Source organism: Saprospiraceae bacterium (genome assembly GCA_016714025.1).
Classification (GTDB): domain Bacteria; phylum Bacteroidota; class Bacteroidia; order Chitinophagales; family Saprospiraceae; genus Vicinibacter.
This window is the reverse complement of record JADJOB010000002.1, coordinates 2,355,734-2,381,980: the sequence shown is the minus strand read 5'-3', so window position 1 is coordinate 2,381,980 and position 26,247 is coordinate 2,355,734. Positions and strand designations below refer to the sequence as shown.

General features: G+C 36.2%; 12 protein-coding genes. 6 read left to right on the top strand and 6 right to left on the bottom strand.

Annotation, left to right across the window (positions count from 1 at the left end; all coding sequences use genetic code 11):
- Positions 1-12 precede the first annotated feature (12 nt).
- From IPJ80_12635 to IPJ80_12625, 3 genes are all read right to left on the bottom strand, one after another.
- Positions 13-3,213, bottom strand: coding sequence for a 4Fe-4S dicluster domain-containing protein (locus IPJ80_12635; protein MBK7914328.1), 3,201 nt, complete (start codon positions 3,211-3,213; stop codon positions 13-15).
- Positions 3,214-3,233: 20 nt separating this feature from the next.
- On the bottom strand, positions 3,234-4,640 hold the full coding sequence (locus IPJ80_12630; protein MBK7914327.1) for a c-type cytochrome: 1,407 nt from the start codon (positions 4,638-4,640) through the stop codon (positions 3,234-3,236).
- A gap of 216 nt (positions 4,641-4,856) precedes the next feature.
- A complete protein-coding gene (locus IPJ80_12625) occupies positions 4,857-5,651 on the bottom strand; it encodes a thymidylate synthase (protein MBK7914326.1) in 795 nt (264 codons plus the stop codon).
- 108 nt (positions 5,652-5,759) lie between these two features.
- Between IPJ80_12625 and IPJ80_12620 the strand changes: the two genes are divergently transcribed.
- From IPJ80_12620 to sppA, 6 genes are read left to right on the top strand one after another with little or no spacing between them, the layout of a single operon-like run.
- Positions 5,760-7,589, top strand: a complete 1,830-nt coding sequence (locus IPJ80_12620) for a UbiD family decarboxylase (protein MBK7914325.1) — start codon at positions 5,760-5,762, stop codon at positions 7,587-7,589.
- Between the two features lie 26 nt (positions 7,590-7,615).
- Positions 7,616-8,923 carry an RsmB/NOP family class I SAM-dependent RNA methyltransferase gene (locus tag IPJ80_12615; protein MBK7914324.1) on the top strand — a complete coding sequence of 436 codons (1,308 nt, stop codon included), beginning with the start codon at positions 7,616-7,618 and terminating at the stop codon, positions 8,921-8,923.
- Positions 8,924-8,932: 9 nt separating this feature from the next.
- Positions 8,933-10,489, top strand: a complete 1,557-nt coding sequence (locus IPJ80_12610; GenBank protein ID MBK7914323.1) for a M28 family peptidase — start codon at positions 8,933-8,935, stop codon at positions 10,487-10,489.
- Positions 10,479-10,985 (top strand): 2-amino-4-hydroxy-6-hydroxymethyldihydropteridine diphosphokinase, encoded by a 507-nt coding sequence (folK, locus tag IPJ80_12605; GenBank protein MBK7914322.1) that lies wholly within the window; start codon positions 10,479-10,481, stop codon positions 10,983-10,985. The genes IPJ80_12610 and folK overlap by 11 nt, the downstream gene beginning before the upstream one ends.
- Positions 10,969-11,616, top strand: coding sequence for a deoxynucleoside kinase (locus IPJ80_12600; GenBank protein ID MBK7914321.1), 648 nt, complete (start codon positions 10,969-10,971; stop codon positions 11,614-11,616). Before folK ends, IPJ80_12600 begins: the two co-directional genes overlap by 17 nt.
- A 4-nt stretch (positions 11,617-11,620) precedes the next feature.
- Positions 11,621-13,399, top strand: a complete 1,779-nt coding sequence (gene sppA / locus IPJ80_12595) for a signal peptide peptidase SppA (GenBank protein ID MBK7914320.1) — start codon at positions 11,621-11,623, stop codon at positions 13,397-13,399.
- Between the two features lie 179 nt (positions 13,400-13,578).
- On the opposite strand, the gene IPJ80_12590 is transcribed toward sppA, so the two are convergent.
- The 3 genes from IPJ80_12590 to IPJ80_12580 form a co-directional block, all read right to left on the bottom strand.
- Complete coding sequence (locus IPJ80_12590; GenBank protein ID MBK7914319.1) at positions 13,579-18,690, bottom strand: T9SS type A sorting domain-containing protein; 5,112 nt, start codon at positions 18,688-18,690, stop codon at positions 13,579-13,581.
- Between the two features lie 478 nt (positions 18,691-19,168).
- Positions 19,169-25,453, bottom strand: a complete 6,285-nt coding sequence (locus IPJ80_12585; protein ID MBK7914318.1) for an HYR domain-containing protein — start codon at positions 25,451-25,453, stop codon at positions 19,169-19,171.
- A 33-nt stretch (positions 25,454-25,486) separates the two neighbouring features.
- Positions 25,487-25,870 (bottom strand): hypothetical protein, encoded by a 384-nt coding sequence (locus tag IPJ80_12580; protein ID MBK7914317.1) that lies wholly within the window; start codon positions 25,868-25,870, stop codon positions 25,487-25,489.
- Between the last annotated feature and the right edge of the window lie 377 nt (positions 25,871-26,247).

Below are 26,247 nucleotides of genomic sequence, written 5' to 3'. Positions count from 1 at the left end.
GTATTTATAGTTTTATGCGTCTAAATTTTCATCTCTGTTATTCACCTTCATGGTGTAGTGCACAACAGATTTAACATTGACTTCTTCCAGTACAATATAATTTAATGGGTTCTCAATTTTCTTAAACAGAGAACCTTCATGATTATTCATATCTCCAAAAGTAATTGCTTCTGTTGGACACGCTGTTTGACAAGCTGTTTTTACGTCATTGTCGGTCAACGTGCGATTTTCACGTTTTGCTGAAAGCTTTCCTTCCTGAATCCGTTGTATACAAAAAGAACATTTTTCTATTACACCTCTTGACCGAACTGTAACATCTGGATTTAAAACCATTCTAACTAAATTATCAGAATAGAATGGTTGGCTCTTTTCCCCTGCTATGTTAAATTGATTAACAGGAAACAGATCTGCGGTCGTATAATCATACCAATTAAAACGTCTTACTTTATAAGGGCAATTGTTTGCACAATATCTGGTTCCAACACATCTATTATAGGCCATTTGATTGATGCCTTCGGATGAGTGATTGGTTGCATTTACTGGACACACATTTTCACAAGGTGCATTATTACAATGTTGGCACATCATTGGCTGGAAAACAACATTTGGATTTTCTACATCGCCATAATAATAGCGATCAATTCTCAACCAAGCCATTTCGTGATGTCTGGCAATTTCTTTTTTACCAACAACAGGAACATTGTTTTCTGCCATGCAGGCAATGGTACAGGTTCCACAACCGATGCACGAATTTAAGTCAACATGCATACCCCAATGATGGCCTGTATTGTAACTGTATTCATGTCCAGGATAAAGTGTGTGAGAATTCAACTTTTGAAATTCTGCACGTTCTTCCTTTAAGCTTTCAATTTTCTCTTTTATTTCATTTAAATGACTGTGTCTTAATACAGATCGGTCCGTTAATGAACCTTGAAATCCTTTTGCAATTCCTTTGAAAGCATCATCAACCAATGCAGCTTCATCAGCATTAAATTTCTGACCACTACTCTTTTCGATGGCTGTGACTCCTAAGGTATGGTGATGTTGCACACATGCAAAATGTTTTTCAATGTTGCCGCTGCTCTGTGAAACTTCAATTTCTGTATTAAAATATTGGATATAACCATCAACTACTTTACAAGCTGAATAAAAATCTGTTCCAACTCCGGTACCGCAATCTCCTGCCATCGTTCTTCCGTAACCTAAGGCAATGGCTAAAGTGCCTGGCATTTGACCAAATTGTTTAACAGCACCAACAGTAGTCTTGGAACCTGAAATGGACAGATCAATTAACTCCCCATTTTCCTTTACATTGTTGAAAGCTATGAATCTGCGATCTCCGTCAAAACTTATAGGAACCATAAGGTAATTACCCCATGCACATCTAGTCACTGGATCCGGCATTTCCTGCAACCAAGGGTTAACAGCATATACACCATTTCCGATTCCGACGGTTTCTATGAAAGATATTTCAAGTGCTGCACCGGAAGGTTTTGTTAATTTAGAAGCGGCAAAAGATGGATCTCCTTTAAAGGTTGGAATCGCAGTTGCTTTTGTGAAAGAAAAAACGCCATTATGTACACATTCGTCCCAGAAATTCTGAAAACCTCCTGTCGAAGCAGAATTGGTGTAATATTTTCCTTCCCATTGTTTTTTCAAATAATCATAATAAGGTTGCTCTGCTGAAGCATTCAAATTTGGGGATGTCGCCCACGAAAGAAATGAATGCCCGCTTGCTCTCGTATTAAAAATTGGATTTATGGTGGGTTGAATTAAACTTAAAATTCCACGCTTTGCTTCAACGTCACCCCAAGATTCTAAAAAATGATGATCTGGAGCTAAATAATTACAATGCGAACTTGTTTCGTCAATTATAGCATTTAAGCTAATTTTTGTTTTAACGTTTTCAAGACTCTGCGCAAATTCTGACGCAAATGGTAAATCATAACACGGATTGGCATTCCAAAATATAATAGCATCCACAGTAGATGCTTTCATTTCAGCCATCAATTGATTCAGGTCTGCATCACTTCCTTTTCTTTGATAAGAAACATTATCAAAAGCAATGGTTGTTCCTATATTACCTAATAGATTATTTAAACTGTAACAAAGAATTTGTTCGCCAACATTATTTGTTCCACAAACTATTAATGACTTTGATTTTTGTGTTACTAATCGCTCCGCTAATTTTTTAAATGCTGCTTTAGCTTTATCGTTTAATTCTAAAGCAGGAACCGTAGCAGCTCCCATTTTAGAAGCAACCTCATTATATAAAAATGCAATAGCTGCGCCTTGCTCTGATGGTCTTACTAAAATTCTGTTATCAGCATTTGATCCAGTTAAGGACATATGTGATTCAACTTGAGTATGCTGTGACATTTTAGGTGCATCTGCTTTAATAGTTCTGGTTTTAGCATACATAGATGCATATTCTATAGGCGAAATCCAGGTACCTAAAAAATCTGCATTAAAACTCACGATGGACTCGGCAAGATCAAATCTAAACTCCGGAATGATGCGCTCTCCAAAACATTGCAATCCAGCATCCAATAATGCAGCAGATGATATTGCATCATACATAATATGTTTCGCACCAGAATATTTTGTACAAAATTCTGATACAGCTTGCAATGCCGTAGGACTCAGTTGAGTGCTACTTACAATTCGAATATTTTTACTAGATGCTAAAGCAGCTTTTATTTCATTGTCTAAATCATTCCAGCTAAGTTCCGAATTTTGATTTTGACTCAACTTAGCAGGGAATTTAACTCGGTTGTAATCATAAAGACTTAAAACAGCAGCTTGAACCCTGGCATTAGTTCCTCCTTTAGTAATAGAAGAGAGTGCGTTTCCCTCAATTTTAATAGGTCTGCCTTCTCTTGTTTTAACTAATATAGAACAATAGTCTCCACCGTTTACAAACGTTGAAGCATAATAATTTGCGATTCCAGGAACGATGGTATCAGGCTTAATTACGTAAGGAATTGCCTTTTTTACTGGAATTTCACAAGAAGCTAAAGTGGCAGCTCCAATACCAAATCCAAGAAGTTTTAGAAAATCACGGCGGTTGCTTTCTACCATTCCGCTTTTTTCATCATCCAATATAGATTCTAAACTAACAGGATTTATTTCAGAATTATTGGCAGCAATAAAATCCGGATCTCTTACCAGATCTTCTTCTCCAATCCAAATTGTTGATTCGTTCATTTTCATTTTATTCTAATAGCTTCTGATCAATAATGGCATTTTTGACATTCCAGACCTCCAATATCAGAGACTTTTACAGATTGTCTGGTTCCAGCTTTTAATTCATCATGATAGGTTTTATAACTATCGTAGTATTTATTATCAGCAAATTTTACGTCCGTTTGTCTGTGGCAATTAATACACCAACCCATTGAAAGTGGTGCATACTGTTTGACCACCGGCATGTTTTCAATTTTTCCATGACATGTTTGGCATGCCAATTTCCCAATGGTCACATGCTGGGAGTGATTAAAATAAACATGATCTGGTAAATTATGAATTCGCTTCCATTCGATTGGACCCGGAATGGTTGATTTCGTATCACTGGTCAAAGAACTTTTAATTCCTTCCCATTGGGTTTCTGATTCACGAATTGCAGATTCAGCTCCTTCGCGTAAATTGTTGTCTTTTGCATACGTTGTAGCGATCCATTTCTTATAAATTGCTGCGATTTCATCCTCAGTCAATTTCTCATATTGATCAATATATTTATCGGTATTGGGATTATAACCAATTGATGCATAGATCTTTGAAATTTCAGCTGTACCAAATTGACTGCCTTTTTTTATTGCAGCATGGCAATTCATACAGGTATTTGTGGCTGGAATTAATGATTGTTTTGACCTCCTTGCGCCATCATGGCAATAATTACAATCAATTTTATTTAACCCAGCATGCGTTTCATGGCTAAATTTTATGGGTTGATCCGGCTGATAATTTTGCTGTCTGCCCAATGAAATTGCATTATTTACAGTAGTATACCCGCCAAATAAAACAAGAGCAAAAATTACAAAACTGATAACTGATTTACTCGTCATCAATTGCCAGACAGATTGTTTTTTAGCTGTGGTATCTCCAGCTTTAATTTTCATTTGATAAGCCAGATCTGTCATTAAATTCCATAAAAACAAAGCCAGCCCAATCAACAAAGCAAAGATCAGATAGATCCAAAATGAAAGTCCACTTTGTTGATTCTGAGGAGCTTGAGTTCCGCCAACGGCTGCAACTGGTTTTGGACCATAGGTTCCTTTATAAACCCCATCAACATACAAGAAAATGCTTTCTATTTCTTCGTCAGACAAATTAGGAAAAGCTGTCATGACGGTGGGTTTAAATTGGTTCCACAGCTCAGTGGCTCTTGGATGACCCGCTTTTATTAAAGCTTGAGAGTTTCTGACCCAATTATGCAGATCAGCTCGTGGAAAAGCAGCCCAACGTTCAACAGAACCACCTAATGCTGGTCCCGTAAGAGGGTCTTTCATGTTTTTATTATGGCAACTGGCACAATTATTCTTAAAAGAACTTTTGCCAACTTCGATATCAGGTGCAGAAATCAGAGCCCCAATCGAAATAAACACAAATAAAATAGTTCCAAATATCCCTTTGTAGCTCATAAATTATTGAAAACTAGATGAATATGATTTCAAAAAACAACGATGTTTTAAATCGCATAACGAATCGCCTGCAAAAATACCCCAGAAATGTGTTTCCCAAAACATCTGATCAAATTGTTTTATTTGATATGTAAAAAAGTTCAATTTCCTAATTAACACAACAGTTAAAATATCGTTAAGTTAATCCGTGTTTTGCCATTTGCATTTAGTTATGAATTAAACAGCAATTGGTGCTTTAATTGATGGATGACACTGATAATCAACCAGTTCAAAATCATCAAACTTAAAATTAAAAAGATCCTTTACCGTGGGATTTAAAATAATCTTTGGACTTTTAAAAGGAGTTCGGCTTAATTGCAATTCAGCTTGCTCTATATGGTTTAAATACAAATGAACATCTCCAAACGTGTGGACAAATGTCCCTGGCTTCAGACCGCAACTTGATGCTACCATTAATGTCAATAAAGCATAGGAGGCAATATTAAACGGTACACCCAGAAAAACATCAGCCGAGCGTTGGTAAAGTTGACAAGACAATTTGCCATCTGCCACATAAAATTGAAACAAACAATGGCATGGACTCAAGGCCATTTTGGACAAATCCCCAACATTCCAGGCAGAAATTACCAATCTGCGAGATTCAGGATTAGTCTTTAAGGTTTTCAACAATTCTGCCATTTGATCAATTACATGACCCTCTCTGGTTTCCCAAGAGCGCCATTGTTTTCCATAAACAGGTCCAAGATCTCCATTTTCATCTGCCCATTCATTCCAAATAGAAACTCCATGATCATTGAGATACTTGATGTTGGTATCTCCATTTAAAAACCATAGCAACTCGTAAATGATCGATTTTAAATGCAGCTTTTTGGTTGTTAATAATGGAAAAGAATTTGCTAAATCAAACCGCATCTGGTACCCAAAAATACTTTTAGTGCCAACGCCAGTCCGATCCGTCCGTTCAATTCCCTCATCCTTAACCTTACGGAGAAGGTTTAAATAGTCCTGCATATATTAAATTCGAAAGCAAAGAAACATATTAAAATATTCTTAATATAATTTTTTCAAATATTTCTTTACTCCTTCTAAAAGGACTTAATTTTACAGCCAAACCAAAACATGAGCTACAAAAGCCTCCAGGAGGCCTGTGTTGATTTAGAGAAAAATAAGATGTTAATCCGGATTCCGGATGAACTTGATGGGAATTTGGTTATTCCAGAATTGCACAGAAGGGTTCAAGCCATTCAGGGACCTGCACTTTACTTTGAGAAAATTAAAGGTTCAAAATTTCCAGGGGTCTCCAATTTGTTTGGGACCAATGTCAGAAGTGAATTTTTATTTAAAGATGTCCTGCATAAATTGGAATGGTTAATCAAATTGAAAGCAGATCCAGAACAAATAATAAAAAGGCCCTTCAGCCTTTTAAAACATATCCCCTTTTTGATAAAAGGATTGCCTAAAAAAATAAACGCACAGGTTTTAAACCATGAATGTAGCCTCAGTGAACTTCCAAAAATAAGAGCCTGGCCAAAAGATGGAGGCTCCTTTATTACACTCCCACAAGTAATCAGTTTTCCACCTGGAACACTAGATCCTAAGAAAGCTAATGTTGGAATGTATAGAATTCAATTGGATGGTAATGATTATAAAACTAATCAAGAAATTGGATTGCATTATCAATTGCACAGAGGCATTGGAATTCATCATCAACAATATAAAGAATCAAAGGAGTCTTTTAGAATCAGTATTGGAATTGGTGGCCCCCCAGCATATACTTTAGCTTCCATATTTCCACTGCCTGAAGGACTCAGTGAAATTCTTTTTAGTGGTTTTTTAAACAATAGAAGGTATCGATACTGCATAGATAATTCGTATTTCATTCCTCAGGATATTGATTTTTGTATTACTGGAAAGGTTTCGATGAACGAATTAAAACAAGAAGGACCTTTTGGCGATCATTTAGGATATTATAGTTTACAACACCCTTTTCCTTTTTTAACTGATATCAAAATATACCATAAACCGAATCCAATTTATCCCTTTACCGTTGTCGGCCGTCCTCCCCAAGAAGATTCTGCTTTTGGATATTTGATTCACAAGATGGTATCCGAATTAACATCCGTTGAATATCCAGGCATCAAACAATTGCATGCTGTAGATGCTACAGGTGTACATCCTTTATTATTGGCAGTCGGATCTGAACGTTACATGCCATTTCGGGACAGAAAGCCAGAAGAATTGCTTACCAGTGCAAACCTTCTTCTAGGCAAAGGTCAAACATCATTATCTAAGTATGTATTTATTGCTGCAGAAGAGCCAGGTCGCCAATTAGACGTTCATAATATCAAAGATTTTTTTGAATTTATATTAGAACGAATTGACTGGAGTAAAGATTTACATTTCTACACGAATACAACCATTGACACGCTTGATTACTCAGGTGATCAATGGAATGGTGGTTCCAAACTTGTTATTGCCTGCAATAGAAACAAAAGCAGAGAACTAGCAATTGACCTGCAAGCTTTTAATGACATGCCCTCAGTGTATAAAAACTGCAAATTGGTTCAAAAGGGAATTGTTTTAATAGAAACAAAGCCATTTACAAATTATATAGACTCTCTACAAGAACTTAATGTACTTACTGACTATTTGAATCAGTCAAAATTTCACGGCTTTCCACTTATAATAATATGTGACAATACGGAATTTTGTTCGGCTAGTTATTCTAATTTCTTATGGGTGACCTTTACACGAAGCAATCCATCAAATGACATTTATGGAGTAAGTTCCGGTTTCCTTCATAAACATTGGTTTTGTAAAAATACTTTAGTTATTGACTCAAGGAAAAAACCTCATCATGCACCTGAATTAGAGATTGATCCTAAAACCAGTCAAATCGTAGATCAATTCATTTATCAAACGCCTTCATTGAGAACCCTTTTCACATGAAACTCCCTGAACAATTTGTAACACAAATGAAGCGCCTTTTAAATGAGGAATTTCCTGAATTTGAAAATGCTTTACACAAAGACTCACCGGTATCTATTCGTTTAAACCCCTATAAAAATACAAATGATTTTACCTTAAATAAAGCTGATCAGATTCCATGGTGCTCTTCTGGCTACTATTTAACAGAACGGCCTTCATTTACTTTGGATCCATTTTTTCATGCAGGTCATTATTACGTACAAGAGCCTGCATCCATGTTTTTAGAATATATTTTGAATGCACTAAAAATACCTAAAAATTGCAATGTTTTAGATTTATGCAGTGCACCTGGTGGAAAATCCACGCTTTTATTATCCTATTTTTCTGAAGATGCATTTATCCATTGTCATGAATATGACCCACACCGCGCTAAAGTTTTAAAACAAAATCTGGAACGCTGGGGTACAAATAATACCTATGTAAGCCAAGGATCTCTTGAACAATTATCGAATTCATCAATGCGCTATAAAATTATTCTGGTTGATGCTCCTTGTAGTGGTGAAGGAATGTTTCGAAAGGAACCTGAGGCCCTAAAACAATGGAGTCCCCAAAAAGTAAAAGCCTGCACCGTTATGCAACAAAATATATTAAAAGTTGCAGATGCCTTGTGCGAAACTGGTGGTTATATAATTTATTCAACCTGTACTTACAATTCAGAAGAAAACGAGCAACAATTAACACCTTATGTACTGGGTGGACGTTTCAAAAGCATTCAACTACCCAATTACTTTGCACAAGAATACCTAGAGAAGCAGGTCTTTGTTTATAGATTTTATCCTCACAAACTATCATCAGAAGGTCTAACTATAAGCGTTATCCAAAAACAAGAAGAACTAATTTCACTTAATTTTAAATTAAAATCAGCATCTATTAAATTCAACAAGGAATTTAATCCGGCTGATTGGATAAACAATTCAACTGCATATCAAATTATCTCTGTAAGAGAACTCTTTTATGCAGTGCATCAAAATCATCTAGAACAGTTTGCATATTTAAATTCGTTTTTACGTTTCTCGGGAGGCGCGATTCCTGTTTGTCAAATGAAAGGAATTGCAGTTTATCCTGAACACGGTTTAGCATTGAGCATTCACTTAAATGAACAAATTCATAAATATGACCTGGACTTAAAGGAAGCCTTAAATTTTCTGCGTGCAACCTATGCCCCTTTACAAAAAGAAATCAAAGCAAAATGGCTACTAGCTGTTTATAAATCTGCACACTTAGGCTGGTTTAAAGTAAATCAGAATGGTTTAAAAAATTACTTTCCAATAAATCAAAGAATTCGCAATTATTAATTTTAGCATATGAAAAATTTACTTGTCGTTTCAATTTGTTTGTTATTGAATATAAAAGCATTGACACAAAATCAATTGCCTATAATATCAAATAAGATATTGAATTATGATGCTTTTAATAATACAATCTTGATCAATTTTGATTTAGATGATGCTGACAACTCAATGCTTGAAGTCCAATGCAAACTATTTAGCGCAGATGCTACAACAAAATATATTGAAATCGTACCGGATCAAATCACAGGAGACATTGGATTTCCAATTGGCAAAGGAATAAATAAACAAATTAGTATTCATTTTAACTCTGCCCTACCTTATCAAAAGTTATCAATTGTACTTGTAGCGTTGGACCGCGAATCAATTAATATCCAGGAAATCATTTCTAAAGTGGACTCAAATAATCTAAAAGCGCAAGTGACCTTATTGCAAGGCAGACGAAATACTGGAAATCAGGTTTTCTATGATCAAACCCGTGAGTATTTATACACCACGCTAAATTCAGCAGTTCCTACCCGCGAATTGAATTTCAATACCGGACAATACAATGGTAAAAATTTTGAAGCGACAAAATTGGGTTATGAAAAACCAGCTGCACTTTATTTAATTGATGCACATTACGATTCATATTCAAATGCACCAGGTGCTGATGACAATGCATCCGGAGTAGCAGGAGTTTTAGAAGCCATTCGTATTCTCGGCGATTACGCCAGCAAAAAATCAATCCGATATGTTCTTTTTGATTTAGAAGAAGCCGGACTTGTTGGAAGCACTTATTATGTAACGAATCAATTGAATCCCAAGGATAGCATACAAGGTGTGATAAACTTTGAAATGATCGGATTTTATTCAGAACAAGCCAATTCACAAGATCTCCCAACAGGATTCAACATACTCTTTCCTGATGCTTACAATCAAGTCATTGCAAACAACCGGAAAGGTGATTTTATTACAAATGTGGGCAATACATTATCCTATTCATTACGTTCAAAATTCCAACAGTTTGCTTCAAGCTGGGTTCCGGAGTTAAAGGTTATTTCTCTTGATGTACCCGGAAACGGATCAATTGCCCCAGATTTAACCAGGAGTGATCATTTTGCTTTTTGGCTTAAAAATATACCCGCATTAATGATTACAGATGCTGCCAATTTCAGAAACAAGAATTACCACACAATTAGGGATTCTGTTAAATTTCTAAATTTTGATTTTATGAGCCAAGTTACAAAAGCATCCATTGCGACTCTTATGGAATTGGCCGAAACACAACATGGCGTGTCTACTGAAATTAGTGTTGATTTGAGAACGGCTATTCAAGATGGGGTTAATGATAAAATTACAGTTTCTGACATAAACAACATATTACAACTTAATTCTACTATAAATATTAATGATGCATTAATCAAGATCTATTCTGTTTCAGGGAATTTAATCGAAACACATGAAATAGATATTTTAGGCAACCAAACCAATCCATTGACAGCGATTCAAATGCCTGCAGGTATATATTTTATTACACTTACTTCCGACAAATTGAAATGGTCCGGAAAATATTTTAATAATGGCAATTAGAAAACTCTTTATTGGACTTGGTAGCAATTTAGGTGATCGGTTGCATTATTTAAATTCAGCCAAATCGCAAATTGGTTTAAAATTTAGTACAGCACTGATGTGCTCTTCCATATACGAATCAGAACCATGGGGATTCAAAGAACAAGAGTCGTTTTTAAATCAAGTAATTTCAGTTGAAACCGAATTGCATCCACTTAAAATCTGGGATCTACTCTTTGATATTGAAAAAAATCTGGGTCGACTTCGTGATATAAAATTTGGTCCCAGAACGATTGATTTAGATATTATTTTATTAGGCACAATGTATTTTAAAAATAACAATCTAACAATACCCCACCCTCAAATGCAAAAACGAAAATTTGTTTTGGAACCACTTGCAGAGCTAGATAGCGAAATCATCCATCCCCTATTTTCCACTTCAATTAGACAATTATTGATTGATTGTGAAGACATAGGCCAAATAACAAAATACCATCATTATGAAAAGCAATCCTAACAAATACATATGCATTGAAGGAAATATTGGAGCGGGCAAAACCACTCTTTGTCAATTGATAAGTCTAGACTTTCCATGTAAAATCATATTAGAACAATTTACTGAAAACCCTTTTCTGGAATATTTCTACAAAGATCCGAATCGATATGCATTGACAGTCGAGTTATTTTTTCTTACCGAACGTCAAAAACAGATTCAGCAAGAAGCATCTAATTTAGATCTGTTTAACGATTTTATTATATCTGATTATACAATTTTAAAAAGTTTATTGTTTGCACGAGCCAATCTTGAAGCGGATGAATACAAATTATTTTTTAAAGTATACCAGGCTTTGACCCAAGGTTTGCCAAAGCCAGATTTAATCGTATACATTCACAGAGAAATCAAACACGTTCAAAACAACATTTCCAAAAGAGGGCGCTTATTTGAAAACGAAATAACAGATACCTACCTCAACAAAATACAAGATAGTTATTTTGATTTTTTTAAAAACCAAACTGTAATTCCTATTGTAGTAATAGACATTGCAGATCAGGATTTTACTCAAAATCAAAATTTATTTAATGAATTAACAACGGTATTATTCACAAAATACGCACCAGGTTTACATCATATTAAAATTTTAAATTAAACAAATGAAAAAATTCTTAGGATCCATCCTTTCTTCATGTCTGGGTACATTATTGGCATTGGTTGTATTAATATTGGTTTTTGTTGGTATTGGCTCAACTTTTATAGCAACATCAAATGCTACAAAACATGTTCAAGCCAATTCTATTCTGAAACTGGTAATTCCGGAAGAACTACCAGAACAGTCAAATAACAGACCCTTGCAAAAATTTAACTTGGATAATTCTATCAGTATTGGTTTGCATGATTTAACTAAAGCTATTAAAAATGCTGCAACTGATGAAAATATTAAAGGAATCTATCTTCAAAGCAGTGGATTTAATCATCCGTATGCAAGCCTGAAAGTGATTCGCGATGCATTATTGGAATTTAAAAACTCCGGCAAATTCATTGTGACTTATGCTCAATTTATAGATCACAAAAGTTATTATCTTCAATCTGTTGCCCAATCAATTTATGCGCATCCATATACATTCATAGATTTAAAAGGATTCCAGGCATCAGTTCCGCATTTTAAGGAATTGTTTGACAAACTCGGAATTGATTTTAATATTTATTATGCCGGTGAATTTAAAAGCGCAACAGAACCATTTCGATTTAATAAAATGTCTGCGCAAAACAGGCTTCAACTTAGAGAGTTTCTACAAAGTGAATATCAAGAATATTTAACTGAAATAGCTAATTCCCGATCGATAGATAAAAGTGAATTGCAAAATTTATTTGATTTATATAAATGCTATTCTCCTAAACTAGCACTTACAAATAAACTCATCGACTCTATTGCTTATGAGTCAGATGTATATACCAATATGAGAAGCAAAATGGGATTAAACGAAACCGACAAGTTGAATTTCATCTCCATCGAAGATTATTTTGAAGCAGCCAAATCTAAAAATGAAGATTATTCCAGTTCAAATCGAATAGCTGTAGTTTATGCAGAAGGTGATATTACTGATGCCACTGGAGAAGAAGGTCAGATTGGTAGAAAATACATTAAAATCTTTAGAGATATCCGAACTACAAAAAGTATTAAAGCTTTGGTATTGCGGGTAAACTCACCCGGAGGCAGCGCCATGTTAAGTGATGAAATTCTTAAAGAAATAGATTTAATACGAGCTGCAGGAAAGCCTGTAGTTGTGAGTATGGGTAACTATGCTGCTTCAGGAGGTTATTATATCGCTTGCCATGCTGACAGTATTTTTGCCAATCCCTATACCTTAACTGGATCCATTGGGGTATTTGCACTCATTCCCAATTTCACAAAAATAAGTGGTGATAAAATGGGCATTGACATTGACACAGTTGGAACTGGCTCAATGGCCTGCAAGTTTAATGTAATGTTACCATGGGGAATTGATGAGGCCAGAATTCTACAAGAAAACATCAGCGAAACATACAATCGTTTTATTTCTGTGATATCCGAAGGCCGCAAATTAGAAATTGATAAAGTTCAGGAAATAGCAAAAGGAAGGATTTGGAGTGGTACAAAAGCAATTGAAATCGGACTCGTTGATGCTTTGGGTGAACTAAAAGACGCGATACAATGTGCTTCAAGAATGGCTTCCGTCGACAAATATAGAATTTCAGAATTCCCGACACAAAAAGATCCGATGCAAAAATGGATCGATGCAATCCAAGGAAAAAAGGAAGATCAAAGTGAAGTATTGGCAAAATCCATACTAAAGTCAGAAATGCCCGAATTATATCCTTACTATACAGAATATAAATATTGGAAATCACAAAAAGGCTACCACATGAAGCTTCCATTTGTTTTCAGCAATTAATAGTGTAATTTGAATTAACTCCAAATCATTTATCAAACATTAATTCTGAAACCTATTTGTTCTAAATAAAAGACATATAAAGAACATTAGAATTAAAGGAAGAATTTGTATAAAATAAAAACAGCCCTCACAACTGTTTGCAAGGGCTGTTTGTATTTTAATTTAAAATTAAACCTGAATTACTCGATAATCACCATACGCTTAGTTGCTGTATGGTTTCCTGAATCCAATTGATAGTAGTACATTCCGGCTCCATTTAAGTCGGCACGCTCAACTTTAATTGTGTTCAGGCCTTTCTGAGCATTTAATTGTTTGATGTAAATTACTTTACCTGTAACATCATAAATACTCAAATTTGCAATTGCATCTTCAGCCATTCTGAAACTAATTTCTGTTATTTTGTCAAATGGGTTTGGAGCATTTTGATATAACTCAAACATACTTGACTCAACAATAGATTTACCAGAACGCACACTTAATTTAACAGACTTAACATCAAGTTTGTCATTGTAAGCTTCCGCAGCTGTAATATCACTTGTAATTGCAAATAACTTGTTATTAGCTGAATTGGCAAGTACATTAAATTTCAAGCTGAATAAAATTTGATTTTCATCTAAATTCATTGCTTGTTTTGCATCCCAACTCATTGTCAATAAACCATTTTCAGATTTAACAGTTCCAAAATTAGATGCATCAACAGCTAACGATTTTGATTCATAACCATCAAAAGCTAAAACTGCAGGATCAAAATTCAAGGTAAACTGGAATCCATTTACGTTATTGAAATCCATTGCTTTAATGTCCATAGTATAACTTTCACCTGCAATAAGTTGTTTTTCATCAACAAACAGATTTAAGCTAGAACCACTTCTGGTGCTTGCATTTCCATTCGCATTGCTTGCATTTGCAGTATTGTTAACATCTCCCATTTTAACAGCTATGAAATCAACTTTGCTTGATTGACTCAACGTAACAAAGGTCTTTTCAGTTGAGTAGTCCCATGGTTGTTTAGGAGTAACAAACACGTAATCAGATGGAATAATAGCCCAAGATGGTACTTTGGTAAATTCAGCATTTATACCTAATATCAGTTTTCTGATTTCAGAAATATCTGATGCAGTGATAGAATTGGATTTGTTTACATCCGCTGCTATCAGTTTATAAGGAGTTGCCAATTCTTCAATTCCAAGAATATGTCTTTGAATTTTTACAATGTCTGCAGTAGAAACTCCATTTGCAGCTTCATCATTGCGTTTAGATTTCAATTGATATTCTGTATTCAATGATAAATCACCGAACAAATAAGAACCAGAATTATTGGTAGTTGTTTCTCTTGTCAATAAATTTTTATTGTACAATTCTACTCCTGCCTTTGCAGTGAGGTCACCGTTTTCAGTGCGGATCAAACCGTTCACATTTCCAGAATTTGCAGTTGGAGGATTAGGACAAATATTTTGATTGTCTTGTACTATCACTGTTGTAACGCAATAGTCTTTATTTCCTTCTTCGTCTTCAACCCAAACCTGAACTGAAATACTCAATTCATCTGATTTTTGCTGTCTTACGAAATCATCACAACATACTCGGATGCTTCTTTTAGCTGTATCACCATCAAAATAGAATTTCAATTTATTTCTTGGAGTACAGTTATCAGAACTATTAAAATCAAGATCCTTTGCCCAGATATCAATACAACCTGTAGCTGGCATTGGAACTGTAATAATTCCTGTCAAGCAATATGGTGTTGGTGCTTTACAGTCTTTTACTTCAAACAATGTGCAGCACTGACCAATATTTCCGCAACCATCTTCAACATACCAACAAATTCTGTGAATACCGATTGGATATACACCGCTTGCATCAAATGGATTATTCGGATTATCAGCAAATTGATTGTTATGAATAGAAGGTTTAATTCCCTGATTGTACTCCTTCAAAGTTAATTTACCAACATTGTAATCAAATGTTCCGTTATTGAAAGCATCTAATTTGTACTCAACCAATAACCAGTCATTCGGCGTGCATGAATCGGTTGCTGTAACTGTTAAGTTAATATGACCAACACATGATTGCAAGCTTGTGTTGTAAACCGCTGGTTCGCAATTACCAACATTACAAGTTACTATTGGTTTTACCTGATCTCTTACTTTAATGATCTGAGTAAATTCCCAACGACCTTTTTCAGGATCAATGTTTGGATCATACTGACACCAGTCAATCACAATCCATTTACGCAATATCTTATAACATGCGTCTGGTTCTATTGTAAAGATTTCATCAAAAGGTTCAATAGCGATCAAATTGCAATGATTTCTTGCGCCATTTACAATTTCAGGTCTACCTAATTTTGGATTGTCAGGGCTAATATCCGCACCACAACCATCAATGGTTGTTCCTAAACCTTGACAATCAGGCCAGATAATATCATCATTTGGATCACAATTATTGCCTCTGTTTACATAAAATGGATCACAGTTTACAACCCAAATTGTTTGAGTAGCTGTAATTATAACTCCATTTGGACCTTTAGCCGTTACGTCTCTTAAAATTCTTCCTTGTCCACAAACCCTTAAATCCCTCACATTAATTAATGGAGTAACATTACAAGAAGACAAGACATATCCATCAAATCCCCAAACAATATCATACTTGTCATCAGGATGAGCAGGATTAAATAAAGTTGTATATGCTTCACAAGCTTTATCAGCAGCAGTTTGTAAACTTGCTGGTTTGCCTGCAACACCACCTGGATATCCTGTGATTAAATTCTTTTGGCAATAATATGGACATACAATATCTGAAGTTTTCACTTTTGCTCTCCATGCTAAATCATTAACCACTTTACCAAAAGTTGCATCATTTGGATTGTCTAATGTATTGACATCAAACCAGAAATTACAACTGATTACGACATCAGGTGGAGCTACAACAGTCGGGATACTTTTATCCTGTACTTCTACTTCAACCATACAATCACTAAAATGACCGAATAAATAGCCACCTTGATTCATAGCATTTGGATGAACCGGACCTGCTCCTGTGCTTACATCATAAACTCTGAATACAACCATGATGGATTTACCAACATCTGCACAACAGAATTTTACATAATCATCAAAGTAAACCTGATTTCCGAGTTCACGTAGATCATCATCTCCGTTTACGCCATTACAGGTTGCAGTATTATCTTTAGTACTTCCATTATTCGTTCCTAACAGTTCATCCATACGGATTACTTTAAAGGACAAATGAGCAGAACAGTTATCAAAAGAACCATCATCAAAAGTTTCTGCAAAAACTTTTGCTGTGTTGTCACCAGGGCTTTGAGTACCTGAAATGGTGACTACAGTTTTTTGATCACAAACTGCATTTGGAGGAGTATTATCTTGAACGTCAAGGACTATCCGTCTCTCGGTAACATTACCGCAACAGTCCTCTGCAACAATATAAGCGTTTTGGATACCAAGAGGAAGATTTACCACGACATAACCTGATTTGTCATTGCCTAATACTGTGCCATCCTCTACACGAATCGTGTAGTGAATTTCATTAGAGCAATTGTCAGCTAACCATGCTGGTGCGACGTCCCAACGACCTTCGCATCTCCATGGATCAGTGCTAACTACCAGACTATCCGGGTATAATATTTTAGGTGGAACATTGTCCATTACTTTAATAATTTGATTGGTGTCTTTAACCTCTCCTGTACACCAATTCAACAATGTCCATACACGTAATACTTTATAACATCCAACCGGTCCTGCATCGCAGCCTGGCTTGGATATATCAATACGAATGTCTCTGAAAGTAACAGCAATATTTGAGCAACCTGCATTACCAGGTTCTCCTGTACCTTCCCACATTACAAATTCATTTTCTCCCCAACATCCTGGTTTAGCAGGATAATAGATAGCATGAGGATTTGGATGACCAATATATTGACCGTAGTCCAAACAGTTCCAACCAAGTTTTTTAGGAACCCGTAAACTAGTTGAAAGCCAATATGCAGAATCCAACAAATATCCATCAACACAAGTTGGCGCATCTAATAAATGTGGCGTGACATCTTTATTTTTATCAATTTTCTCGTCACATTTTAAAGCATAAGTGTGTCCTGGTAATACCAATCCATCGTAATTTAATGGATAAGATAAATTGTTAAGGTTTCCTAAGCTAACTGTGATAAACTGAACACAAGTAGATTTATTTCCAGTTTCATCAACTGCAGTAAATGTTCTTGTAATTACTTTATCATAACCTAAATTGCAAGAACCTTTAGATACCACATCTTTATATGACAATGTGTAAAATCCACAACCTTCAAACACTGTTGGTTCACCTGTTGAACGAGGTGAAATATCCTCAAAACACTCAATAGTCACATTGTCTGGACAGGTAAGTGTTGGTGGTAACTTGTCTTCAATGTATGCTTTTCCCCAACAAGAATTTCCTGTGTAAGGATCCGTTACAGTGATTTTTAAAGTAGTTCCAATTTGATCTCTACCAATCTGAGTTCCAGGAGTATTTGGATCAACATCGATCACTTTATTCGTATTCCAATCTCTTGCAACAACAACGTAATCGCAAGGACAAATTGGAGTTTTTTCTCCTTCCAAAATCATTTCCGGAGAAATGGTCGCCTGACAATTTACACCTAAACTAATTTGCACATTGTCATTACATGCTAATGCGCCATTGTTAACATCATAATTTACATTAGTAGCAAATTCACCAATAGCAAAATCTACTGTGGATGTAATTGTGATCGTTGTCAATAAACAAGAAGAACTTGTTGTATAAAAACCAACATAATGAGCACCTCCGAAACCATCAACTGATATATTTCCAGAAGTTGTTCCATCATTTGCTGATGCCGAAACATCAAAAAATCCAAATGGATTTGGTTCAACATAAAAATAAACACCACGAGAACAAGCAGGGAGAGTTATAACAGTAGTAGTCACACCATTGTTATAATACACATCACCTGTATAGCCATGGCTCCAGGATGCCCAACCTAATCCAATCCTCCGGTGACTCATGGGTGCACCAAAGTTGATTTGAGCTGGACATGAATTAGAAATGCTAACAAAACTTTCATCAGCGAATAACGGTCTGTTATCAACAGGTACCGGTATCATAGTTAATCCACCTAATGTAGGTGGTGGGGCTCCAGTGCCCGGACTGCCGTCAAACACAATCCCTGCTTTAACAGCAAGAGAAAGTGTAATAGCGATAAAAAGTAACGACACCTTTTTATGCCACATTAATAGTAAACTTAGTCTATTCATACAATAGAAATTTGGATTTATTTGTAAATCAATAATTGCTTCGCCGATTTTCGGAAACGCCCATAAGCATGCGATCCAAAAATGGAGTGATGAGTAGACTGGTATTAAATGTTTCTCATAGATCAGAAATCAGAAAAATCTGATCTTCTTATACTTGATGGTGTGTTATGCCATCAAGCATTTTTGATTGAGTGACAGCACAATGATGCATGATTTGCATAGAGTCTGCAAGAAAATAAATACATTTTTTTTTATGAAATATTTAATACCTGTGAAGAATGATCTGTAATATATGCAGACCCCTTGGTATTAGCCTTCAAGAAAGAAAGCGGTATTAAACTTATTTATAAAGCATTTACCTACCTATTGCTGGTAGAAAATGGCTTAATGAAGAATTCGGAATACTAAATACCAAATTCATGCCAAAAAAAAAAGGCGGTCATTAGACCGCCTTTCTATATTTAATTTATTCTAAATATTATTCAATTACAACCATCCTTTTAGTTGCTGTATGGTCAGCGGCATCTAACTGATAGTATAATACTCCAGTAGCGTTCAATTCTGATTTCTGTACTTTAACAGTATTCATTCCTTTTACGCCATTGAGTTCAAATACTCTCAATACCTTGCCGGTTACGTCATAGATACTCAATTTAGCTGCTCCTGCTTGAGGAAGTCTGTAAGAAATTACAGTTTCTTTAGCAAATGGGTTCGGACTGTTTTGATACAATTCGAATACGCCACTTTCTACCACACCTTTTTCTGTACGTACGCCTAAGCTGATGTCTTTTATGCTCAATTGAGCATCATAAGCTTCTGCTGTAGTTACATCACTTGTAATTGCTAACAAGCTTCCAATGTTTGATTGGCTACTTGCACGGAATACAACTGTGAATAAGGTTGCATTTGCATCAACACTTTGAGCTACCTTGCTATCCCAGCTTGTAGTCAAAATACCGTTGCTTACTTGAGTTGTTCCAAAGTTTGACTCATCAACATTCAATGCACCTGCTTCGATTCCTTCGAATGCCAATGACTGACGGTCGAATTTCAATGTAAACTGGTATCCTGCGATATTTGTAAAGTCGCTTGATTTGAAAGCTACTTTATAAAGCTCACCTGCAACAGTTACGTTGTTGTCAACTTCTAAATGTAATTTACCATTATTTCTGCTGCTGCTTCCTGCAACGTTGTGGCCTCTGGCGTCAGTTGTTACATCACCCATTTTAACGGCTACAAAGTCTTCCAGGAAGTTTTCTGTTCCAGTGATAGTTAATCTTGAATCCCTTGGAGCAATGAATGGATTTGCACCAAACACATAGGATTTAGGCACAAAAGTCCATGATTTAACTTTAGAGAAGCTGCTTGTAACTCCAAGAATTAACCTTCTGATTTCAGAGACGTCAGAAGCAGTAATTGCTGCACTGTTATTAACGTCCGCTGCAATCATTTTATAGCCACTGTTTAAAGTCTCAATTCCAAGAATATGTCTTTGAATCTTAACGATATCCTTAGTGGATACTCCATTCAACGGATTATCATTTCTGTCAGGAGTAATACTGTATGTATTTGGTTTCAAATCTCCGAATAAGTATTTACCATCTTGACCAGTAATGATTTGACGCATCATTGTATTCGGATCATAAATGCCTAATGCAACCAACTCAGTTCCTTGATTATCTTCTGTTTTAAATTCACCGGAAATTCTTCCTTTTGCACTTCCTGTATTAGGACAAACATCTTGATTGTCTTGTACGATGATTACTGTTTTGCAGTAGTCAGTATTTCCTTCTTCATCCTCTACCCACATTTGAACATCTACTAACAACTCGTCATTTGCACCTGCTGCTACGAAATCATCGCAGCATATTGTAATGCTTGTTGCATTTGGATCTCCATTGAAATAGAATTTCAGGTCATCCTGATCTGTACAGTTGTCATAGCTTCCTCTATCCAAATCTTTTGCCCAGATTGTTACGCACTTGCTTGTTGGCATTGGTACGGTAATTACTCCGGTCAAACAATATGGTGTTGGTGCTTTGCAATCTTTGATTTCAAATAATTGGCATAATGTTCCAATGTTTCCGCAACCATCTTCTACAAACCAGCAGATCTTATGGATACCAACTGGATAGTTACCGCTTGCATCGAATGGATTGTTTTCATCGTCAGCAGCTGGGTTATGGTGGAACAATGGTGTACGACCTGCAGCAAACTCTTTACGAGTTAATGGACCTACTTTATAGTCATATCCTGAATGTGCTCCTATTCCATCATTGAATGCATCTATCTTATAGTCATAGAATAACCAATCCAATGGGCTACAGTTATCTGTTGCATCTGCTGTTAAGCTGATGTGACCATAACAAATGTTGTCTGTTGCATTCTTAACTGCTGGTTCGCAATCTCCTACGCTGATACTTACAACTGGTTTGTCTGTGTCATGAACTTTGATAATCTGTAAATATTCCCAACGACCATTTTCTGGATCGATGCTTGGATCGTATTGACACCAGTCAATTACTGTCCAATGACGTAATACTTTGAAGCATGCATCTGGTTCGATTGTGAATATTTCATCCACATACTCGATACTGATTAATGCACAAAGATCGTCTGCTCCGTTTTCTACTACAGGTCTTCCTAATAATGGATTGTCTGGGCTGATGTCAGCTCCACAACCATCAATAGTAGTTGCCTGACCTGTACAGTTACCTGGCCAGGTAATGTCATCATCTGGATCGCAATTGTCTGCTCCGTTGATATAGAATGGATCGCAATCAACAACCCAGATAATCTGAGTTCCTGTTACACTTACTCCATTTGGTCCACGAGCTACGATCGTACGGGTAATTTGACCCTGACCGCACTCTCTGTTATCATTTACACTGATGGTTGGTGTATTGCCGCATGCGCTTAATACGTATCCGTCAAATCCCCAAACCAATTCATATTTTCTGTCATAATGAGCTGTATCAAACAAGCTTCTGTAGTAATCACAAGCTCTGTTCCAAGCTGGTGGGTTTGATGGTGGTGCACCAGGTACATATCCTGGGTAACCAGTATAATCATTACGTACACAATATTTGTAACATACTAAGTCGTTAGTTACCACTTTATGACGATCTCCTAAATCTGTTACAACGCGACCGAATGTAGGATCGTTTGGATCGTCAATTTTATCAACGTCAAACCAGAACCAGCAGCTTACCACGATATTTGGTGGTGGAACTACTGTAGGTACACTCTTATCTTGTACTTCAACTTCAACCATACAATCGCTGAAGCGATTGTATAAAACTCCTCCTTGATTCATACGATTTGGCGGAATTGGTCCTACGCCAGGTTCGCGATCAAATACACGGAAAACAACCATTACTGTATTACCAACATCTGAACAACAGAATTTAACATGGTCGTCAAAATAAATTTGATTGCCATCTAAAAGTGGATTATCATCCCCATTGATGCCAGCACAATTAGTACCATTATCAGCTTGATTAGCATTGCTACCGTTGTTAGTACCTCTTAAGTGTTCCATACGGATCACTTTGAAGAAAATGTGTGGTTGACAATTATCAAAACTTCCCTGATCAAATGATTCAGCAAATACTTTTGCAAAGTTTTCACCAGGAGATTGATTGCCGTTAATACTAACAATTGTTTTTTGTTCACAAACTGCAACCGGTGGAACGTTGTCAAATACGTTTAATGCAATTCTTCGTTTTGTTTGATTTCCACAGCAATCTGTAGCAACGATGTAACCATTTTGAACACCCACTGGCATATTAATAACTACATAACCATTGGTTTCATCGCCTAAAACAGTTCCATCATCCACACGAACAGAATAATGAATTTCATTTGAACAGTTATCTCTTAACCAAGCTGGTGGAACTTCCCAACGACCTGTGCATGTCCAAACTTCCATGTTTACATTCACTGTATCCGGATATAGAATTTCTGGTCCAAAGCCATCACCAACTTTAATTATTTGGTTGTGACCACCAATTAATCCTGTACACCAATCTGCTACAGTCCATTGACGTATGATTTTAAAACATCCAATTGGACCTGCATCACAACCAGGGGTTCTAAGATCAATTGTTATATCATTATAGGTTACGCCTAAATTTCTACAAGCTGCATTACCAGGATAACCAGTTCCTTCCCACATCACGACCTCATCTGGTCCCCAACATACTGGATTGTTTGCTCTCCAGCTTGGGTGTGCAGGATAATACACTGGGAATGGACTAGGATGTCCGGTAAATGGACCTGAATCTAAACAATTCCAACCTAAAATTCTAGGTAAACGTTCTCCGGCTAAGTCACCATTAGGACTTGGTAAGAAACCACCTGTTGCAAACCAATGTGCAGAGTCTAACAAGTAGCCATCAACACAATATGGGTATGCTAAGTAATGTGGGGTAACGTCTTTATCATAAATTTTCTCATTGCAATTTAACATAGGTGCATCGACATTGTCTCTGCTTGCTGGAACAGCAACATCAGCAAGTGTACCTAATGATACTTGAATTCTTTGATTGCATCTGGCTCTATTACCATATGGATCTGTTGCAGTCCAAACACGGATTATAACGCGATCATATCCCAATGCACAACTTCCTTGCGTATCATCATCATAATAGGTTAATGAATAGCTGCTGCAATTTTCTCTTACAACGGGAGTTCCTGTATAAAATGGAGTTATTCCAGAATGACACGGAACGCAGGTGTCTCTACAAATCAGAGTAGGAGGTAATTTATCTTCAACAGTAGCGTGTCCCCAACAACTGTTTCCAGTTCTTGGATCTCTAACGGTTAATTTCAATTCCCTGCCAATGTCTTGTGATGAAACTTGGACTCCAGGAACATTTGGCTGACGATCTACTATGGCATTGGTAATCCAATCTCTTGCTTCGACAGTATAATCATTATAACAACGATAAGGGCCACCAGCTAAAACTTCATCTGCACCAATAGTTGCAGTACAATTTTCATCTAAGCTTATTTGGATTTCATCATGACATGCTAATGCTGTTACAGTATTTGCGTAAGGAATCACACATACATCAAACTGACAAGTGGTTTTATTTCCTGCTGCATCTGTAGCTTCATAACAAAGAGTTTTACAACCAATTGGAAAGTATGAACCAGGTCCGTAAGGTTGACCACAAGTTTGTACTAAGGGGATTAAATCTGAACCTAATGAGTAATCTACATTTCCGTTAAACATTCTGGCATTGAATGTACCAGCAACTACAAAATATCCAACCCCGTACTGAACACGACCGTCTCTTACATCGATTTTTAAGTTTGCATCTCCTTGCAATGTTGTACTACAAGGTGCCGCCGCATTTACATAATACTGAGAAACGCTTACAGGTCCACCATAGATTGCCATTCCTCTGGTTTCACCTGGAGGAATATTAATCACGGTTGTCAAATCAAATTGGGTTAATAATCTTGGATTAGGAGGTGGAAAAACATTTTGGCCTGTTTTCATCATATCATTTGCAACCTGAACCCAAGCTGCTGGATTATTTGCTACTGGCAAATAACCTGTATTTGCAATTGTTGTATAAACTCTATAGATATTACCAAAACCTGTATAAGGCATAAAACTAAGACCTCTAACACGCATTAGTTGAGCACTGGTATTTTGAATGCTAAACATCAAACCTATATTGAAGCCTGTAGCGGTTAAAAAGTTATTCGCTCCCAAATTACATCCTGGAGACGTGGTAAGTGGGCCAGAAAATGGACAATTATCCATTGCCATAAATGGCGGTGCATCCCAGGCCGCTTCGCATTCTCCTGGTCCCAGGTTAATGTTTACTGCTTTCGGACAACCCATAATTGTAGGAGGTTCTGCATCCAAAACGGTAACGAATTGACGAGCAGTATCTATAGCACAGCCATTTAAACTCAACCAGAAAATCCGGTATACACCGGCACCTGGAAAAGTTACAGTACCATTACAACGTGTGTAAGCACATTTATCAAATTGATTGGTAAGATTTGCCAATGAGTAAAAAATACCATTGTTTGTTCTTGCACAACTGGTAATTACCGGAGCTAAACATGCAATTCCTCCCAGAGGAGTACAGGTTCCCGGAGCCATTGGGACAATAGTAGTTCCAACCGGACCTACAATATCAGCAATGTTTTCAAAATTCATGGACCAAGCCAACATAACACCAGCATCTGCGCCTACATCATCGATAATCACCAATTGCCAGGTACCATTTGCAGCAGAAAATGCATTTAATGATTGAACTGTTGGAGTGATGGTCACACCACAGGCGGAGGCAGTTAAAGTTCCTTCTGGTTTAAAAATTCCTGTGTAGGGCGGGGCACCCGCTGTAATATTTACGCAGGAAGTATCGCAAAAAATGGTGTTTGTAAAGTTATCATTACCTGCTCCATTATCTGTAGATAATTCAATGATTTGTCCTGTTGGACTTCTTAAATACATATCAATATCCGAATCAAAAGTGTGGGTAAAGTTTACCTGGATGCTTGATAAGCGAACACAGGTACCCGATAATCCAGATACGACATTATTAAAAAGAGTTCCTCCTGTTGTTTGGGGTGCAACAGTACAGCCTCCTGTACCTGTTGATGGAATCAAACTATTACCAGCTGTATTAATTATACTTCCGGTAAAAGTCTGCGCAGACAGATAAAGAGAAGAAGATAAAATAAGCAATAAGCTGCTTAATTTAACTTTAAAATTCTTCGCTAAAAAATTATTCATGAGATTGAATTAAGAGTCTAATTGAAAATGGGATTAAAGCTTAACTAAGTTTAGCAGATCTTTAAAATTTTGATTCCAAACTTTTTTATAAAATCGTTCGAATGCAATTTGATCTGGCACTCCGGTTTTATCTACTTCATTATTTAAAAAAGCAGAAGTAATCGCATATTCCGTTGTTGTTTTAACAATTGAAGGCTCATCAAGAAATTCAAGAGCCAACTTATATAAATCCAATTTATCAGAAAGGTCCTTACTAGGATTGGATTTAAGAAGTTCAGCCATACTGCTGATTTCATTGGTAATTAAAACTTTAACCGATTGATTGTCCTTTAATGCAGGCAACACAGATTTCTGTGCTTTGATAGCAGAAAAACTCAATAAGCAAATAAAAAATAGAATAAATTTCAAACCATTCATGAGATCGATTTTTTAAATAATTTAATTAGAAATCGTTTGAAATGCAACTAAGCCAATCTGCGTATAACACAAACGTAGCATTCCTTGACGAGGGTCAAGAAATGGCAGAAACATGAAAAGACTTAATCTAGAGGTTGCTTCGTCCGGTAGATGAAAGTCATGAGTTTGGTTAAAAACAAAGAGGCATAGGCGCTTCCGCACTATTCCATTGCAAATATATAAGCAATATTCAAATACAAGAAATATTTATTAATTTTTTTTAATTAATTAATTTCCTGATATTCAGCTGTTTATAAATATATTTTTTAACTTTAGTGTAGCGGGGAGCTGTTTTAGGTAATTTTTGATTGGAATCCTTAATGAAATCTTAAAGCTCC

What these genes read in the sequence shown, in the direction of transcription:
- IPJ80_12620 (MBK7914325.1), top strand. Translation starts at nt 5,760, where the DNA reads ATGAGCTACAAAAGCCTCCAGGAGGCCTGTGTTGATTTAGAGAAAAAT.
- IPJ80_12635 (MBK7914328.1), bottom strand. Translation starts at nt 3,213, where the DNA reads ATGAAAATGAACGAATCAACAATTTGGATTGGAGAAGAAGATCTGGTA.
- folK (MBK7914322.1), top strand. Translation starts at nt 10,479, where the DNA reads ATGGCAATTAGAAAACTCTTTATTGGACTTGGTAGCAATTTAGGTGAT.
- IPJ80_12580 (MBK7914317.1), bottom strand. Translation starts at nt 25,870, where the DNA reads ATGAATGGTTTGAAATTTATTCTATTTTTTATTTGCTTATTGAGTTTT.
- IPJ80_12585 (MBK7914318.1), bottom strand. Translation starts at nt 25,453, where the DNA reads ATGAATAATTTTTTAGCGAAGAATTTTAAAGTTAAATTAAGCAGCTTA.
- IPJ80_12610 (MBK7914323.1), top strand. Translation starts at nt 8,933, where the DNA reads ATGAAAAATTTACTTGTCGTTTCAATTTGTTTGTTATTGAATATAAAA.
- IPJ80_12630 (MBK7914327.1), bottom strand. Translation starts at nt 4,640, where the DNA reads ATGAGCTACAAAGGGATATTTGGAACTATTTTATTTGTGTTTATTTCG.
- IPJ80_12625 (MBK7914326.1), bottom strand. Translation starts at nt 5,651, where the DNA reads ATGCAGGACTATTTAAACCTTCTCCGTAAGGTTAAGGATGAGGGAATT.
- IPJ80_12590 (MBK7914319.1), bottom strand. Translation starts at nt 18,690, where the DNA reads ATGAATAGACTAAGTTTACTATTAATGTGGCATAAAAAGGTGTCGTTA.
- IPJ80_12615 (MBK7914324.1), top strand. Translation starts at nt 7,616, where the DNA reads ATGAAGCGCCTTTTAAATGAGGAATTTCCTGAATTTGAAAATGCTTTA.
- sppA (MBK7914320.1), top strand. Translation starts at nt 11,621, where the DNA reads ATGAAAAAATTCTTAGGATCCATCCTTTCTTCATGTCTGGGTACATTA.
- IPJ80_12600 (MBK7914321.1), top strand. Translation starts at nt 10,969, where the DNA reads ATGAAAAGCAATCCTAACAAATACATATGCATTGAAGGAAATATTGGA.